General features: G+C 69.4%; 17 protein-coding genes and 1 pseudogene. 6 read left to right on the top strand and 12 right to left on the bottom strand.

The window, feature by feature from the left end; translation table 11 throughout:
* The first annotated feature begins 45 nt into the window (after positions 1-45).
* From CP967_RS12065 to CP967_RS12050, 3 genes are all read left to right on the top strand, one after another.
* Positions 46-1,485, top strand: coding sequence for a pectinesterase family protein (locus CP967_RS12065; RefSeq protein ID WP_208838867.1), 1,440 nt, complete (start codon positions 46-48; stop codon positions 1,483-1,485).
* A gap of 90 nt (positions 1,486-1,575) precedes the next feature.
* The gene (locus tag CP967_RS12060; protein ID WP_150487990.1) at positions 1,576-3,051 is read left to right on the top strand and encodes an RICIN domain-containing protein; all 1,476 of its coding nucleotides are present in this window, start codon (positions 1,576-1,578) and stop codon (positions 3,049-3,051) included.
* A 297-nt stretch (positions 3,052-3,348) separates the two neighbouring features.
* Positions 3,349-3,705, top strand: a complete 357-nt coding sequence (locus tag CP967_RS12050) for a helix-turn-helix domain-containing protein (protein ID WP_150487988.1) — start codon at positions 3,349-3,351, stop codon at positions 3,703-3,705.
* A gap of 10 nt (positions 3,706-3,715) precedes the next feature.
* Here the strand turns inward: CP967_RS12050 and adhP are convergent, their stop codons facing one another.
* Positions 3,716-4,741, bottom strand: a complete 1,026-nt coding sequence (gene adhP / locus CP967_RS12045; protein ID WP_150487987.1) for an alcohol dehydrogenase AdhP — start codon at positions 4,739-4,741, stop codon at positions 3,716-3,718.
* A gap of 703 nt (positions 4,742-5,444) precedes the next feature.
* Between adhP and CP967_RS12040 the strand changes: the two genes are divergently transcribed.
* Positions 5,445-6,695 carry a hypothetical protein gene (locus CP967_RS12040; RefSeq protein ID WP_190174957.1) on the top strand — a complete coding sequence of 417 codons (1,251 nt, stop codon included), beginning with the start codon at positions 5,445-5,447 and terminating at the stop codon, positions 6,693-6,695.
* Between the two features lie 518 nt (positions 6,696-7,213).
* Here the strand turns inward: CP967_RS12040 and CP967_RS12035 are convergent.
* From CP967_RS12035 to CP967_RS12015, 5 genes are all read right to left on the bottom strand, one after another.
* Entirely contained in the window at positions 7,214-7,555 is a 342-nt protein-coding gene (locus CP967_RS12035; protein ID WP_167535372.1) for a GNAT family N-acetyltransferase, read from the bottom strand.
* Entirely contained in the window at positions 7,552-8,445 is an 894-nt protein-coding gene (locus CP967_RS12030) for a protein kinase domain-containing protein (RefSeq protein WP_150487985.1), read from the bottom strand. The genes CP967_RS12035 and CP967_RS12030 overlap by 4 nt, the downstream gene beginning before the upstream one ends.
* 268 nt (positions 8,446-8,713) lie before the next feature.
* Positions 8,714-9,061, bottom strand: a complete 348-nt coding sequence (locus CP967_RS33960; RefSeq protein WP_167535371.1) for a hypothetical protein — start codon at positions 9,059-9,061, stop codon at positions 8,714-8,716.
* A 63-nt stretch (positions 9,062-9,124) separates the two neighbouring features.
* Positions 9,125-9,595 carry a hypothetical protein gene (locus CP967_RS12020; RefSeq protein ID WP_150487984.1) on the bottom strand — a complete coding sequence of 157 codons (471 nt, stop codon included), beginning with the start codon at positions 9,593-9,595 and terminating at the stop codon, positions 9,125-9,127.
* 80 nt (positions 9,596-9,675) lie between these two features.
* A complete protein-coding gene (locus CP967_RS12015) occupies positions 9,676-9,900 on the bottom strand; it encodes a DUF397 domain-containing protein (protein ID WP_150487983.1) in 225 nt (74 codons plus the stop codon).
* 24 nt (positions 9,901-9,924) lie between these two features.
* On the opposite strand from CP967_RS12015, the gene CP967_RS33955 reads away from it, so the two are divergent.
* A complete protein-coding gene (locus CP967_RS33955; RefSeq protein ID WP_167535370.1) occupies positions 9,925-10,065 on the top strand; it encodes a hypothetical protein in 141 nt (46 codons plus the stop codon).
* Between the two features lie 361 nt (positions 10,066-10,426).
* Here CP967_RS33955 and CP967_RS12010 read toward each other — a convergent pair.
* From CP967_RS12010 to CP967_RS12000, 3 genes and pseudogenes are all read right to left on the bottom strand, one after another.
* A pseudogene (locus CP967_RS12010) lies at positions 10,427-11,233 on the bottom strand (helix-turn-helix domain-containing protein).
* Between the two features lie 23 nt (positions 11,234-11,256).
* Positions 11,257-11,766 carry a DUF6879 family protein gene (locus CP967_RS12005; RefSeq protein WP_150487982.1) on the bottom strand — a complete coding sequence of 170 codons (510 nt, stop codon included), beginning with the start codon at positions 11,764-11,766 and terminating at the stop codon, positions 11,257-11,259.
* On the bottom strand, positions 11,753-11,959 hold the full coding sequence (locus tag CP967_RS12000; protein WP_150487981.1) for a hypothetical protein: 207 nt from the start codon (positions 11,957-11,959) through the stop codon (positions 11,753-11,755). Before CP967_RS12000 ends, CP967_RS12005 begins: the two co-directional genes overlap by 14 nt.
* Positions 11,960-12,113: 154 nt before the next feature.
* Between CP967_RS12000 and CP967_RS11995 the strand changes: the two genes are divergently transcribed.
* Positions 12,114-12,599: a hypothetical protein gene (locus CP967_RS11995; protein WP_150487980.1), complete on the top strand. Its 486-nt coding sequence runs from the start codon at positions 12,114-12,116 to the stop codon at positions 12,597-12,599.
* 294 nt (positions 12,600-12,893) lie between these two features.
* On the opposite strand, the gene msrA is transcribed toward CP967_RS11995, so the two are convergent.
* The 3 genes from msrA to CP967_RS11985 form a co-directional block, all read right to left on the bottom strand.
* Complete coding sequence (gene msrA, locus CP967_RS11990) at positions 12,894-13,595, bottom strand: peptide-methionine (S)-S-oxide reductase MsrA (protein WP_150487979.1); 702 nt, start codon at positions 13,593-13,595, stop codon at positions 12,894-12,896.
* A 67-nt stretch (positions 13,596-13,662) separates the two neighbouring features.
* Positions 13,663-13,833, bottom strand: coding sequence for a hypothetical protein (locus CP967_RS33950; protein ID WP_167535369.1), 171 nt, complete (start codon positions 13,831-13,833; stop codon positions 13,663-13,665).
* A gap of 118 nt (positions 13,834-13,951) precedes the next feature.
* Complete coding sequence (locus CP967_RS11985; RefSeq protein WP_150487978.1) at positions 13,952-15,055, bottom strand: hypothetical protein; 1,104 nt, start codon at positions 15,053-15,055, stop codon at positions 13,952-13,954.
* Between the last annotated feature and the right edge of the window lie 55 nt (positions 15,056-15,110).

Raw genomic sequence — 15,110 nt, 5'->3', positions numbered from 1 at the left:
GGCGCCACAGCGCCGCGGCGACCCCCCCATCTGGAGGAGCGAACAGTGACCGGGAAACCGAACAAGAGGCGCCGTGTACTGACCCTCGCCCTGCCCGCCGCGCTCGTGGCCGCGGGCACCCTGGCCTCTCCCGCCGGGGCGGTGGTGTCGCCGGGGGCGGGTGGGGTGTATCAGCTGGTGGTGAAGAAGAGCGGGATGTGTGTGGACGTCCCTGGGGCGTCGTCGGCGAACGGTGCTCTTCTTCAGCAGTGGGGGTGTACGGAGGGTGCGGCGTGGCAGCAGTTCACGTTGCAGGCCGACGGGTCGGACAGGTACCGGCTGGTGAGCCGGAGCAGTGGTAAGTGTGTGGATGTTCCGGCTGGTTCGAAGGAGAGCGGGGTGCGGCTCCAGCAGTGGGGCTGTGGTTCCGGTCAGGCCAACCAGCAGTGGACGCTGTCACCGAGTGGTACGGGCACGTATCAGGTGGTCAACGTCAACAGCGGTCTGTGCATGAGTGACAAGGGTGCGTCCACGGCCAGTGGTGCGGCGATCATCCAGGAGACCTGCACCCACAACAGCAACAAGCAGTGGGCCTTCAACCCCGTCGGCGGCTCCACCGCTCCCGCCACGGTCGCCGCCGACGGCACCGGTACCTACCGGACCGTCCAGGCCGCCGTGAACGCCGTCGGCAGCGGCAACGCCAGCCGGGTCACCCTCACCATCAAGCCCGGCACCTATCGCGAGCAGGTCAACATCCCCGCGGACAAACCCTTCATCAGCCTGAAGGGCCTCGGGGACTCGCCCGACGACGTCGTCATCGTCAACAACCGCCACGCGGGCGCCTACGGCACGGCCGGCTCGGCCACCGTCGTCGCCCTCGGACACGACTTCGCCGCCACCAACCTCACCCTCTCCAACGACTACGACGAGAACCCCGCCGACACCGGCCACCAGGCCCTCGCCCTGTACCTGGACGCCGACCGTGCCGTCCTGGACGACGTACGGCTCCTCGGCGACCAGGACACCTTCCTGCTCAACAACAAGGCGCGCGCCTACGTCGTGGACTCCTACGTCGAGGGCACCGTGGACTTCATCTACGGCGGCGGCACCGCCGTCTTCCACGGCTGCACCATCCACGAGAAGCGCAGCACCGGTGGCCCGATCACCGCGGCCAGCACCCCCGCCGACAAGGCGTACGGCTTCCTCTTCTACCGCTCCTCCATCACCGGAGCCGTGTCGAACACCACCCAGCTCGGGCGCCCGTGGCGGGCCGACGCCCAGGTGCTGTACCGGGAGTCCTCCCTCTCCTCGGCCCTGGCCACGGCCCAGCCCTGGACCGACATGTCCAGCAACTCCTGGAAGAACGCCCGCTTCTCGGAGTACCGCAACACCGGCCCCGGAGCCACCGTCAACGGCAACCGCCCTCAGATGACGGACGCCCAGGCGGCGGACCACACCCCGCAGAAGTACCTGGCCGGCACCGACGGCTGGAACCCGGTGCGCTGACCCTCCCGCGCACCACGGCCCCGCTCCCGTACTCACACCCGAACCCGAACCTGCCTCCGTACACGGACGAAACGAGAGGAACGAACACACATGCGCGCACGGTCACAGCACAGGAACAAGCGGAAAACCCTGAGACTCGGAGCCCTGCTGACGGCCCTGCTCCTGGCCGTCGGCGGAGTGCTCGCCGGTGGTCTGGCCTCTCCCGCCGGGGCGGTGGTGTCGCCGGGGGCGGGTGGGGTGTATCAGCTGGTGGTGAAGAAGAGCGGGATGTGTGTGGACGTCCCTGGGGCGTCGTCGGCGAACGGTGCTCTTCTTCAGCAGTGGGGGTGTACGGAGGGTGCGGCGTGGCAGCAGTTCACGTTGCAGGCCGACGGGTCGGACAGGTACCGGCTGGTGAGCCGGAGCAGTGGTAAGTGTGTGGATGTTCCGGCTGGTTCGAAGGAGAGCGGGGTGCGGCTCCAGCAGTGGGGCTGTGGTTCCGGTCAGGCCAACCAGCAGTGGACGCTGTCACCGAGTGGTACGGGCACGTATCAGGTGGTCAACGTCAACAGCGGTCTGTGCATGAGTGACAAGGGTGCGTCCACGGCCAGTGGTGCGGCGATCATCCAGGAGACCTGCACCCACAACAGCAACAAGCAGTGGGCCTTCAACCCCGTCGGCGGCGGACGCGTCTGGTCCGACAAGGCCGACGGCTTCGCCTCCACCGGCGGCGGTACCACCGGCGGTGCGGCCGGCACGACCGTCACCGTCAAGAACTACGCGGATCTGGTGACGTACGCCACCGCCTCCGCGCCGTACGTCATCAAGGTCGCCGCCGCGATCACCGTCACCCCGTACGGACACGAGATCCCCGTGAAGTCCGACAAGACGATCATCGGCGTCGGAACCTCCGGGCAGATCGTCGGCGGCGGCTTCTTCCTCGGTACCGGCGTCCACAACGTCATCATCCGCAACCTCACCATCCGCGACACCCTGATGACCGAGGACGACCCGGACGACAAGGACTACGACTACGACGGCATCCAGATGGACACCGCCGACCACATCTGGATCGACCACAACCGCATCGAGCGGATGAACGACGGGCTCATCGACAGCCGGAAGGACACCAGCTACCTGACCGTCTCCTGGAACGTCCTGGGCGAGCAGAACAAGGCCTTCGGCATCGGCTGGACGGACAACGTGACCGCCAGGATGACCATCCACCACAACTGGATCCACGACACCGGCCAGCGCAACCCCAGCATCGACAACGTGGCCTATGCCCACCTCTACAACAACTACATGCAGAACGTGTCCTCGTACGGCAACCTCTCGCGCGGTGCCTCGAAGACCGTCATCGAGAACAGCTACTACCAGAACGTCGCCAACCCCTACTACAACGACACCTCGGCGGCGTCGCTGACCCAGACCGGCAGCATCTGCGTCTCCTGCACCGGCAAGCAGCAGACCAACGGCACGACGTTCAAGCCGTCGGACCACTACGGCTACACCCTGGACCCGGCCGCCGACGTCCCCGCCCTGCTGAAGCAGTACGCCGGCCCGCAGGCGAACATCGGCGGCTGACCGCCGGTGCTGGAGCCGGAGCCGGGGCCTGGGCCGGGGCCGGGGCCCGTACCCGTGCTGGTGCCGGGACCTGTGCCCGTGCCCGTTCCAGTACCTGACCGTCCGGGGACGGCACCGGCACCGGCGCACAGGCCCCGCGGCCCGGACACAGGCCCCGCGGCCCGGGCTCGGGTCCCGCGGCCCGGGTCCGGGTCCGACCGGACGCGATGCCGGTTCCCCGTTCTGCCGGCAGCAGATCAGCCCGGCGCGGAGCGACTCCCCGTTCCGTGCCGGGCCACTTCTCCCTACGCTGGAGCGATGAGCAGCCAGCCCGCCCCGGACCACCGGGCCCGCGTCGTCCCGATCCGGCCCGTGACCGCCGCCGAACCCCTGTGGCGCGACCTCGTCGGAGCCGTCCTGCGCGAGGAACGGCAGTCACAGGGAAGGACACTGAAGGAGGTCGCCGAGGCCGCCCGGATCTCGGTGCCCTATCTCTCCGAGATCGAGCGCGGCCGCAAGGAGGCGTCGTCCGAGCTCCTCGCGGCGGCCTCCCATGCCCTGGGCCTCGGCCTGACCGACGTACTCTCGCTCGCCCAGCAGTCCCTGTCCCGCCCGCAGCCCGCACACCGCCGGGACACGGCCATACCCTTCGCGGAGGTACGGCTGGCGGCCTGAGCCCCGCCGTTCAGCTCGCGCTCATGTCCATCACCACGCGCCCGTCGATCCGTCCCGCGGTCATCTCGTCGAAGATCGCGTTGATGTCGGTGAGCGGGCGCACCGTGTACGTCGGGCTGATCAGGCCCCGGGCGAAGAAGTCGATGGCCTCGGCCAGGTCGGCCCGGGTGCCCACGATCGAACCCCGGATCGTCAGACCGAACAGCACGGTGGAGAAGATGTCGAGCGGGAACTGCTCCGGCGGCAGCCCCACCAGCGCAAGCGTCCCGCCGCGCCGCAGCGCGCCGACGGCCTGTGAGAACGCCGCACCGTTGACCGCGGTCACCAGCCCGCCGTGGACCCCGCCCCCGGTGAACTCCTTGATCGTCGCGGCCGGGTCCGGATCGGTGAGCGCGTTGACCGCGAGTTCGGCACCATGGCGGCGGGCCAGCGCGCTCTTGTCGTCCGCCACATCGACGGCCACCACCCGCATGCCCATGGCACGCGCGTACTGGATGGCGATGTGCCCCAGGCCCCCGACACCCGAGATCAGCACCCACTGCCCCGGCCTGACCTCGGACTCCTTCAGCCCCTTGTAGACGGTGACCCCCGCGCACAGGATCGGCGCCACGGCGGAGGGCTCGACACCCGGCGGGATGACGGGTGCGTACGCGGCGTCGACCAGCATGTACTGCCCGAACGAACCGTCGACCGAGTACCCGCCGTTCCGCTGCTCCGGGCAGAGCGTCTCCCGTCCCGTCTCACAGAACTCGCATGCCCCGCACGCCGACCAGAACCACGCGTTGCCGACCATGTCCCCGATCGTCAGCCGTGTCACCCCGTCACCGACCGCCACGACCTCACCGACTCCCTCGTGTCCCGGTACGAACGGGACGGTCGGCTTCACCGGCCAGTCACCGTGGGCCGCGTGCAGATCGGTGTGGCACACCCCCGAGTACAGCACCTTCACCAGAGCCTGTCCCGGCCCCGGCTCCGGCAGCTCGACGTCCTCGACGACGAGCGGAGCGGTGAAGTCCTTGACGACTGCTGCCTTCATGACCTGCATGGTGCTGCCTCCGAAGGTTCCGGGCCCGATGCCGGACACCCCAGGGAGCCCGGCCTGCGCCAGCAGTCTGGGACGCCACCCGCGTCCCGCCACGGACCCGCGCCGCCCGGCACGGAGGCTCACCGGTTCGGCGGCACGGCGGCCCCTACGCGGGTCCGGAGGAATGGGCGGGCCGTGCCGGCGTGGCGCCGCGAGCGTGACGGCTGTGACGCTGATCGGTCAGCTTCACCTCTCCGCGGCGGCCTCCCACGCCTGCCGCACCTTTGACGACCTCGATGAAGACACCGGCATCAAGGTGGGCACGAGGCCCTGCCGGCCTGTGGGCGCGGCTCATACGAAGTCGGGCAGCTCTGGAATCGACTCATTCGATGGTTGTCACCGTGATCCCGTGCGGCAGGCGCGCTGTATTCCTCAACTCGTATGGCGCTCCGGACGGTTCGAACACCGTCGATCGAACTGGGGCGAGCCTGCGCCGATATCTCAGGGCGTTGTCGCGTTTCAGCAAAAACCACCCTTATGGCTGATGTTTCCGCTGTGTGGCGAGTGTGGCTTTTCGGCTGCGTTACGGTAAGCGGGTCATCACGCTCCGTGCGCATGTGTGCGCGTATACGGAGCGGTCCCCGGACGTGTGTAGGAGCACAGCCCGAGGACCTTCACCGCCAGTGGGCACTACCTCTACGAAGGAACCACCGGGATGCTTTGGCATGCTACCGCGCTGTCTCGCGCCTATACGAAGGCCGCGAACGACCTTGTGCGTACCCCGCGTTTGAGCAGTGACGCGAAGATTCTTCTTCTGTATGTGCAGGGGCTCCCCGCTGAACGCCGTGCTGTGGCGCTCAGTGAGCATGCGCGGAAGCTGGGGATCATGGGCCGGGCGTATCAGAAGGCGAAGAAGCTGCTGGTCGTGCACGGTCATCTGCATGAGTGGCAGCGGCAGGACGAGCGGGGTCATTGGGTGACCGAGCAGTTGCTGGCCAATGTGGCGCTGGATCCCGCGGAGGCGTCGGAGCTGCGGGCGGCGGGGGCCGGGGTGGTGATTGCCGACGTGGGTGAGGTGTTTCCGGGTGAGCGGAATCCGACGGTCGGTGGGCCGGGAGGCCGGGTGGCCGGTGGCTATACACCGGTAGACGAAGAACGGGAGAAGAACTCTCCCCACCCACCCACCGAAACCACTTCGACGAAGCCGGAGCCGGAGTCAGCGGTGGGGCCGGGGCCGGGGCCGGGGCCGGGTTCGGGTTCGGTGGTGGAGATGGGTCCGTGGAGTGCGGAGGAGGCTGAGGCTGAGCGTGCTTTGCTGGGTTTGCGGCGTGTCAATCAGGTGTTGCGGTTGGGTGTGGGGGAGGTCCGCAAGCTGGTGAGGCTGGCTGCGGAGTGGTTGCGGCGGGGTGTCACGGCGGAGGAGATGTGCCGGGTGCTGGGCAGTGATATGCCGTCTGCGGGGGTGCGTTCGGCGGTGGGGTTCGTGCGGTGGCGGTTGGTGCAGAAGCTGCCGGAGGCTCCGGCCCGCCCTCTCGGCCTGACGCGTTCCGGAGGGGCGGGGGCTGGGGGCTTCGGGGACGTTGGTGCGGTGGGAGTGGAGCCGGCGGGTGGGGGTGTTCAACTGCCGCTTCAGGCGGGGTGGGTGACGTGTCAGGGTCCGGGGGATGAGCATGTCTTCCGGGGTGGTGAGGGGGACACCCACTGCGGGCCTTGCCGTCGTCAGGTGGCCTGGGAGGTCTGGGAGCGGAAGCGGGCCGTCCAGTTGGCGGAAGAGGCGGCGGCGGGCGGGACGGGTGCGGCTGTTCCTGCGCCTTCGCCGTCCGGGCCGCTGGTGCTGTCTTCGCTGTCCGGGCCGCCGGGGCTGTCTGTGGGGCCTGTGGTGGATGACGATGATGATGTCTATCGGCATGTTCCGTGGCGGGAGCGGGTCGCGGCTGTGGAGGCGCAGCGCCTCGTCAGTACGTGAACGGTGTTCTCGGTGGTGGGGTGAGGGCCTAACCTGGGCCGGGGGCAAGGGGGTGTGCTTGGCGGCTTCCCTGTGCCTCCTGGGAGGTAGGTGCGAAATGTCCGAGTCGGTGAAGTTGGTAGAAACCGCTGCTTCCGCCGGATAAACCCGCAGGTCAAATAGACTGCTCCCCGCGCATGCGGGATGACCCCGGCAGATCGCCGACGCCGAGGCCGCCACCAACCTGCTCCCCGCGCATGCGGGGATGACCCCAGGGCGGGGTGCCCGCAGCTCGGGCCCTCCCCCTGCTCCCCGCGCACGCGGGGACGTCCCTGCCTGCCAACCGGTGCCCCGGTCGTGGGACGGGCCTGGCCAGGGCGCCCCTGCCTCGCCGGGTGCGGTCTCCTCCCCGCCCTCACGGCATCGCAGCCAGGTAGTACTCGGTCATCCCCTTCTCTGCTCCGAGCCGGGTGAATCCCGTCTTCATCAGCACCCGGCCCGAGGCGGGGTCGTCGGGATGGTGTCTGGCGCCGAGAGAGTCAAGGCCGACGGGTGGCGAAGGCGAAGGCGACAAGTTCCCTGACGGCCCTCGTTGCGTGACCCTGCCCCCAGCAGTCCTCGCGCAGGGCGTAGCTCACCCGGCCATGACCGTTGGGACGATGGCCGAGCTTGACGACGCCGACCAGGTCCCCGGCGATGTCCACACCAAGGACGTATTGCTCAACAGGATCGGCTGTGGCCCATTCGCGCACACGCATCACGTAATCGCCGGCCTCCTGAGTGGTCATCGCGGAGCGTCCAAGGAACGTGGAGGCGGCTCCGCTGTAGACGTGGCGGATGGCCGGGGCATCGTTGGACGTGAGGTACCGGAGTACGTTCATGGGGTGGTGAGAAGGGCAGCCAGGTCGGTGGCGGACGGCCGGTCCTCCGGCACCGGTGTCAGGCATGCGCGGATCACTTTCTCGAACTCAGGGAACCCCCAGGGGCGAACGTCATCGAGCGGGAGAAGGACGGCCTTCGCGATGGTCTTGAGTTTGTCCCTGCGCGGGACGCCGTCTTCGTAGGGAAACGGTCGGTGTCCCGTCCAGCACCAGAACAGTGACGCGCCCAGTGCCCAGATGTCGGCCGACGGTTTCACCCGGATGTGGGTGTCGGCGGTTGTGGAGAGGACGACGTCCGCGATTTCGGGGGCGGTGGTGTGAGTGAGCGCGCCTCGATAGGGGAGACGGGGCTGGTTACCGGGGCCGCAGGCGAGGGCGTAGTCGATGACCGCTGCGGTGCCGGTCTTCGTGATCAGGGTGTTGGTGGGCTGGACGTCTGCGTGCGCCCACCCGGCGGTGTGCATCCGCGCCAGCTGCTCGGCCCACGTCCGGGCAATGCCCAGAAGCCAGGGACGCACGGCGGTGTGATCACCTTCGGATTCGCGTGCGGGGGCGAACGCGCGCCACACAGGGATGCCGTCGATCCATCGCACAGCGAGCCACCTTCCGTCCTCCCAGGTTCCGGCGCCGAACCGGTAGTCAGGGGGGAGGGCGCCCACGGAGATGAGACGGACGAGGTGATCGTCCTCCTGGGCTATTTCGGCGGCCTTGTCACGGCCGGTGTGGGCGTCCGGGGCGTTCGCCTTCAACGCGACGGTGCCTCTGGGGGCCTCGATTTTCCAGGCTCGCGAGCCGCGGCGGTCGCTCAGGAGCCGACTCGTGAGGGGCTCGCCGATGTGGTCCTTGAGGAAATCGACGGCTTCACCGGGGGGAGGGAACGCTTCGCCCATGTGCGAATCTCCTGCCATTCGTACGGGAGTTGCTCGAAGACGTTGCGGCCGTCATCGTTGGCCACTGCGAGTGCAGCGGCCAGGCCGGGGGTCGCGCGGAGGAACTGTGGATCGCGTCGGTGGATCGCGGCTCTCACGGGGAGGAACGAAACCGGGGCGACCGGGATGCGCTTGCCGGCCTGCGTGTTCTCCTCCTCGCCCGCGTAGAACTTGCCGAACATGAGCCCGACAGGCCCGTACAGGTTCTTGAGGACCCAGTGCGGCCACATCAGCAGGTCGCGGTGCCGGAGGCCGGGGATCTCCCCCAGAACGACGATGTTTTCGTACCGCAGGACTCCGCGCGGCCGGTGGACCAGATTTCGGGCAGCAGCCCGTATGTCTTCTCGTACGAGACCACCCAGCCGATCGGTCCGGTCCCGCTCATCGTGCGGTGTCCCAGGACGGTGTCGGCGTGTTCGGTACTGAAGGCCGCGTACTCGGGGGTGCCGAGCATCCGGTGCCATGCGGCGTCCACAGCCTGGGAGAACATCTCGGCAGATGACCCGCCGTCGGCGAACTGCTGCCCAGCGACGGCCAAGAAGCGGCCGAGCCCACGACGTTCCACAGTGGTACTCATGATGGTGCTCCTCTCGGAGGTTGCCGTACGCAGGCAGGCCCTCGGTATACGCCGGGGCCGCTGTCATGCACGTCCTACCGGGCAGGGGAGGTCCGGAGCGGAGCGGTTCGGCGAGCACGTCACAAGGGCGACGGAGTGGAAGACAGTGCCCTTCAGGTAGTGGCCGAGGGATACGTCTCCTCCCCACGCCAGCCGCTCGACCGCACTCTTCACCAGGAGAACCAGCCTGGTCACTTCTCGATCCTGCTCAGAGGCGAAGCGGGGTGCGAACTCTGCGAGCTGGAGGCCCAGCCACTTGCCGGCCTCCTCGGGCTCCTCCCAAGTCCCTCGGATCATCGAGGGCGGTTTCATCAGCCAGTGCGCCGTCTGGACCGGAGGGAGGCCGGTGGTCGGGAAGACTGCCACGGCTTCCCGGTACCGGTCGTGTACCTCTTGCTCACTGGTCGCCGCCGGAGCTTGGTCGGGCGGTCTGCGGACGCTCTCCCTGTCGAACGTCTTCTTCTCCCCCGCCCATGCGTAACCGTGGTGGTGCACCGCTGCTCCGTTCTGGGAGATGACGACGGCCCCGCCCGTCGGCGTGAGGGCAGGACCGTCAGCTCGGGTGGTGCGGTGGATCAGGCGGAGAGGTCGAATCGGGCGGGGTCGATGCCCGCCGCGTCCAGCTCGGCCGTGGTGAAGCGCAGCGGCTCGGCGTCCGGGCGCTTGCTGTCACCCACAGCCCATGCGTCCGGCCCGATCCTCGCGAGCGTCACACACGCCTCGCCGTCCGGGTGGGTGTTACCTCCACACACCCTGCTGAAGTGGGCTCCGGAGATGTCGAGCCCGTACAGGTCGGTCATCTGGTCCTCCTTGATTCAGATGGGATGGGCACCGCTGTGCCGCTCGGGGTGTGTCCGGGGGACTCGCAGTGCCTCTGCGATCTGCCCGACGTGAGCAGCGGAGACCTGGCCCAGGTACACGAGCGGCTCGCCTCGGAGGTCACCTGCGGACGTATCGCCGCGTAGGCGCTCTCCGGAAGGCCCGGGGAGGCCGAGGTGCTTCGTGCATGGCATCGGAGGCGCTCAAAGCTGCTGTACGTCCGTCTCTCCAGGTCTGCACGTCCACTACCGCCCCCCAGAGTGCTTTTCTGGGGGGCGCGGCCGGCTCGACGCTGCAGTCCGAGACGGCGGACAGGTCCCCGGTGCCGAACGCCGCTGTGTGTTGCTTCGCCGGGCGGCGCGGACACCGCTGCCCGGCACAGGTGCAGGCGGTGTGGGGGAGGGGACGATTGGACCGGTGGGCCCATCGTGGTGCTGGGACTGCTCACTGGGATTACCTCCCTCGGGTGTCGGCACCGCTGATGCTTCACCCGGTGAGCAACTTGTTCTAGGAGCTTTCCCGTTGGGGCAAGAATCCGTCCCGCGCGCCCTCGACCAGGGCTCTCATGGCGTCTCCGTAGACAGCCACCGCGCTGAACCGTTCGAAGGTGTCGAGGTAGAGCTGGACGTCCTTCGGGTCACGGGTGGTGACCTCGGAGTGGAACGTCTCCACGATGACGAGCCGGTCGTCGTGCAGGCTGAAGCAGGTCATGGGGAAGTCCGGCATCCGGCGGTCGGACGGGACGAGACCCAGCGAGACATTGGGCAGCCGGGACACGGACACGAGCCGGTCCAGCTGGAGCGCCATGACCACAGGTTCGCTGATGCGTCACCGGAGTACGTGCTCGCAGATCAGGAAGTGGAATGACCTGCCCGGCTCGTACAGGACGGACTGCCGTTCGAGGCGGGCAGCCACGGTCTTGGCCCTGGTCTCCTCCGGCAGGGACGGAGGCAGGGAGATGACGGCGGAGGCGTACTCGGACGTCTGGAGGAGCCCGGGAACGAGCTGGCCCTGAAAGAGCCTGAGTGCGGTTGTGCCGGCCTCGATGGCCCGGATGGTCTTCTGGTGCTTCCACGGGCCCGTGCGGCGCAGCAGGCGCCACGCGGTGGCCTCGGTGGCTTCGGCGCGGGCGGCTGTCAGGAACTCTTCCTTGACCTCCTCGCTCACGCCTATGGCGGTGATGAACAGGTCCACGTCCTGGACGGTCGGCCGTACCTTGCCCGTCTCGATCTTCGAGAGCTTCCCGGCGGACATGGAAGCCCTGCGGGCCACCGTGTCACCCGTGAGTCCGGATGCGTCGCGCAGCGCCCTCAGGGCTTTTCCGATCGAGTCTGTGCTCAGTGGTGCCGCTCCCAGTAGTCCGCGAACGGCACCGCTTCGGCCAAGGCGCGGTCCCGGTAGTCCTGATACTCGGCAAGGCGGTGGGCAGGAAGCAGACCGGCGCCGATGAACGCGCCTTCGGGCGTGTAGTGCATCCGGTACACGTCCTGGTCGTCGAACAGCCAGAAGTCGTGGTCGGGCAGGCCGGCCACTTCCTGGTCGGCCCGGTCGATGATGCCGATGGTCTCGCCGGCCGCGATGTTGCCCGGGTAGGCGGCCAGTTCGTACCGCAGGTAGTCGGTCAACGGAGACCTGAGCACGTGGACGCGTGAGACCTGCTTGCCCTTGTCGGTCATGGACCGCACCCATGGGTTGTCGTCCCAGTCAGGGCCCATGTCCCCGCCGGCCAGGAAGCGTTCGAACTCCTCGCGCTCCTGCTCCACGCTGTAGACGGACAGCGTCTCCAGGCGGAAGGCGGTCCGCTCGAAGGTCTCGAAGAGACGGCCGAACTCCTCACCGTCGAGCACGGAAGTACTCCTCCAGCACCGCGGCCGGGACCACGACGGCGGTCTCGCCTTCGGGCAGGTCGAGCTGGGCCAGCCGCTCGGGGTCGGTGATGACGTAGCCCTGGACCACGTAGTCCCCGGCGTCCTCGGTGCCCCACAGCGTCGGGCACGTTCCGTTCCTGCATTCCGGGTCACCGGACAGCTTCCGCAGCATCCTCGCCCCACTTGTCGGCGTATGCCTGTCGTGTTCGATGCTCCCGAGCCGGTTGCGGTGGGGTCAAGCGCTGAGCCTTTCCAGAACAGGAAAGCAGCCCTCCTGGTCGGAATCGGGGATGCGCCGGGACGTACACGGCGGCTACAACGGCAGCATGACCGTCTTCCTGTGTGCCAAGTGCGGCGAAAGCCTCACGCCGGACCTGACGCCGCTGCCCGCCGTTCCCTCGGCGCCCGACGCCGAAGAACGGGACAGGGGGAGCAGGCGGGCGTCGGCCACGATGCCGCGGGGGCACTACGCGATCGAGACCGAACCATGGGGCGCCCCGTACGTGCCGCACCCGGACCAGGAGGAGGGCGGGCCCGCACAGCCGCGTGGGCCCTGGCGGAGTGACGAGGGGGTGGCGATGATCTCCGCCGGGCCGCGCGACAACATCGTGATCCACCCCGAGGACGCGTCCGGTCTCCAGCCGCTGCCGGACTGGGAAAACAGCGGCGGATGCTGCGGACCGTCCGGAGACGGCGGACTCAACCGCGCCTGTCCCTGCGGCGCCCGGACGGCCACGCTCGCCGCGGACTGCTGGGGCCCGTACGAGCTCCATCTGGAAGCGAAACGGGTCTACGGCTACGACCCTTCCTGATCAGTGGCCCGAAGGGTGGGCGGACAGCAAGGCGGAGTGGCGGAGGCGGGCACGCAGGCGGCCCCGTTCTCCGGAGCGGGGAGGGTGGCGTCCGCGCCGCCGTCGTCCGGGCGGTGGATGCGGGTGGGGCCGGGGCTCGTCACGGAGCCGCCAGGCCGCGTGCCGTCCGCGACGGCGCGGGTTCAGGCAGCCGCGCCGTCAGGAGCGGCGGCCGGGGTGTTCCACGGCAGGCCCGGCCCGGCGGGCCGGTGGGCCTGCCGGAGCCGGGTCAGCCGCTCGTGTGCCGGGCCGGGCTCAGCCCTCCGCGCGGGCGATGCCCGTCGGGCAGGAGCGGCCCCAGTTGGTCTCGGAGGGGGATTCCAGGGTGGCGCCCGTGCCGCCGATGCCGCAGTAGCCGTCGGGGTTCTTGTCGAGGTACTGCTGGTGGTACGGCTCCGCCGGGTAGAAGGTGCGGCCCTCGGCCGGGAGGATCTCGGTGGTGATGGTGCCGTGGCCCGCGCCGGTCAGGACCTTCTGGAACGCCTCGCGGGACGCCTCGGCGGCCTCCGCCTGGGCGGGGGAGTGGGTGTAGATGGCCGAGCGGTACTGCGTACCGACGTCGTTGCCCTGGCGGAAGCCCTGGGTCGGGTTGTGGGACTCCCAGAACAGCTTCAGCAGGTCGGCGTAGCTGACTACCGTGGGGTCGAAGACGACGCGGACCGCCTCGGTGTGGCCGGTCAGGCCCGAGCAGGTCTCCTCGTACGACGGGTTCTCGGTGTAACCGCCCTGGTAGCCGACGAGGGTCGTCCAGACGCCCTCGGTCTGCCAGAACTTGCGCTCGGCGCCCCAGAAACAGCCCAGTGCGAAGTCCGCGACCTCCAGGCCCTCGGGGTAGGGGCCGGTCAGCGGGTTGCCGAGGACCGTGTGGCGGGACGGGACCGGGAACTCGGGGACGGGACGGCCGCGCAGGGCCTCCTCGGGGGTGGGGAGCTGGGGGGTGCGGTGGGTCAGGAACATGCGGGGCTCCTCCAGTGGTCGGGTGCGCTGTGTACAACACGGCGGGAGCCGCCGGTGTTCCGCCCGCTCAGCGGGACGGGGCGGGCGGTTCCGGCCGGTCACCGGCGTCCGGGGCCCGGTCCGGCGCCGGGTGCGAGGCCGATTCGTAGGCGGCCAGGTAGGCGGCCGTCTTCTTCCGGGCGCGCAGCCAGAGGAAGACGGCGGCGGCGAGCAGGATCAGGGGGATCAGGCGTTCCATCGGGTGCCGGTCCAATCCGGGAGAACGGGGGAGCGGAGGAGACGGGGGTGGCGGGGGAGAGCGGGAGGGGTGGAGGAGACGGGGCAGCGGGAGGGGCGGAGGAGGCGGGGGCGGGGGGTCAGTGCGGGAGGGTGGCCGGGTTGCCGCCGTTCGCCTCGTAACCGGCGACCGCCAGCGCGCGGTAGACCGTGTACTCGGCCGCCGGGTCCGGGTTCTGGGTCCAGGGCAGCGCGCCCACGTGCCCGTCGATGTGGACGAACTGGTGCATCGCCTCCGACCAGCGTTCCATCCGGACGAGGAAGAGGACCAGCAGATGCCGGACGTGGGCGAGCATCGGATCGTCCGGGCGGGCCGCGTGCACCGCGAACATCGCGCCCTCGACGGCCTTCGTCACCACCAGGCCCTGGTAGAAGCCCTGCACCAGGTTGACCTCGGGCAGGTGCTCGTACACCGCGAACAGCGGCAGCGCGGCGAGCAGCGAGCCCCGCGGGGCGCGGGCGGCGGCGGTGGTCGCGAAGCGCTCGGCCTCCTCACGGGAGCCGTGCCACTTCTCGCACCAGAAGTGCAGGGCGGCGATGTGCGCCCCCATGTGGCCGGGCGCCCGGTCGATGATCTTCGCCCAGAGCTGGTCGAACTGCTCGTGGGAGTAGCCCAGTCCACGCGCGACGGCCAGTTCCACGATGTACGGGACGGGGTCGCCCGGCGCCAGCAGCGCCGCCTCGCCGCAGACCGTGCGGGCCTCCTCCAGGATCACCCGGAAGTCGTCCGTGCCCACCGTGCCGGTACGCCACGCCTGCTGCACCAGGAACTCCGCGTGCACGGCGGCGGCACCCGCGTCCTTCGGGGCCTCGGACCGCCAGTTCCGCAGCCACGCCCCGCCCTCCCCGGGGCGCCGCACCAGCTCCAGGGACGCGGCACCGGCGAACGCCTGCACCCGCTGCCAGCGCAGCTCGCCGTCCTTCGGCGTACCGGCGAGCAACTGCGAGGCGGCACGCCAGTTCTGGGTGGCCTGGACCACATCGAGGACATCGAGGAGGTCCTGGTCGGGCCCGGGCATCCGTACGTCCAGCTCCTCCTGCCGTACGAAACCGTAGGCGGCCGGGTCCGCGGCGTCGGGCGAACCGGGCGCCACCTGGCGGATGCCGCCGCGACGGCGGAACATGACCGGGCCGAGGACGGCGGCGAACATGCACAGCGCGAGCAGGAACCACAGAATCTCCATGCGGTCCATTGTCCCCGGACGGGTACGGGAACGGCGCAGTGGCCCAAAGCGGCCG

Origin of the sequence: Streptomyces nitrosporeus (assembly GCF_008704555.1) — a bacterium.
GTDB lineage: Bacteria > Actinomycetota > Actinomycetes > Streptomycetales > Streptomycetaceae > Streptomyces > Streptomyces nitrosporeus.
The sequence above is the reverse complement of the archived record's forward strand: the minus strand, read 5'-3'. Positions and strand labels throughout refer to the sequence as shown.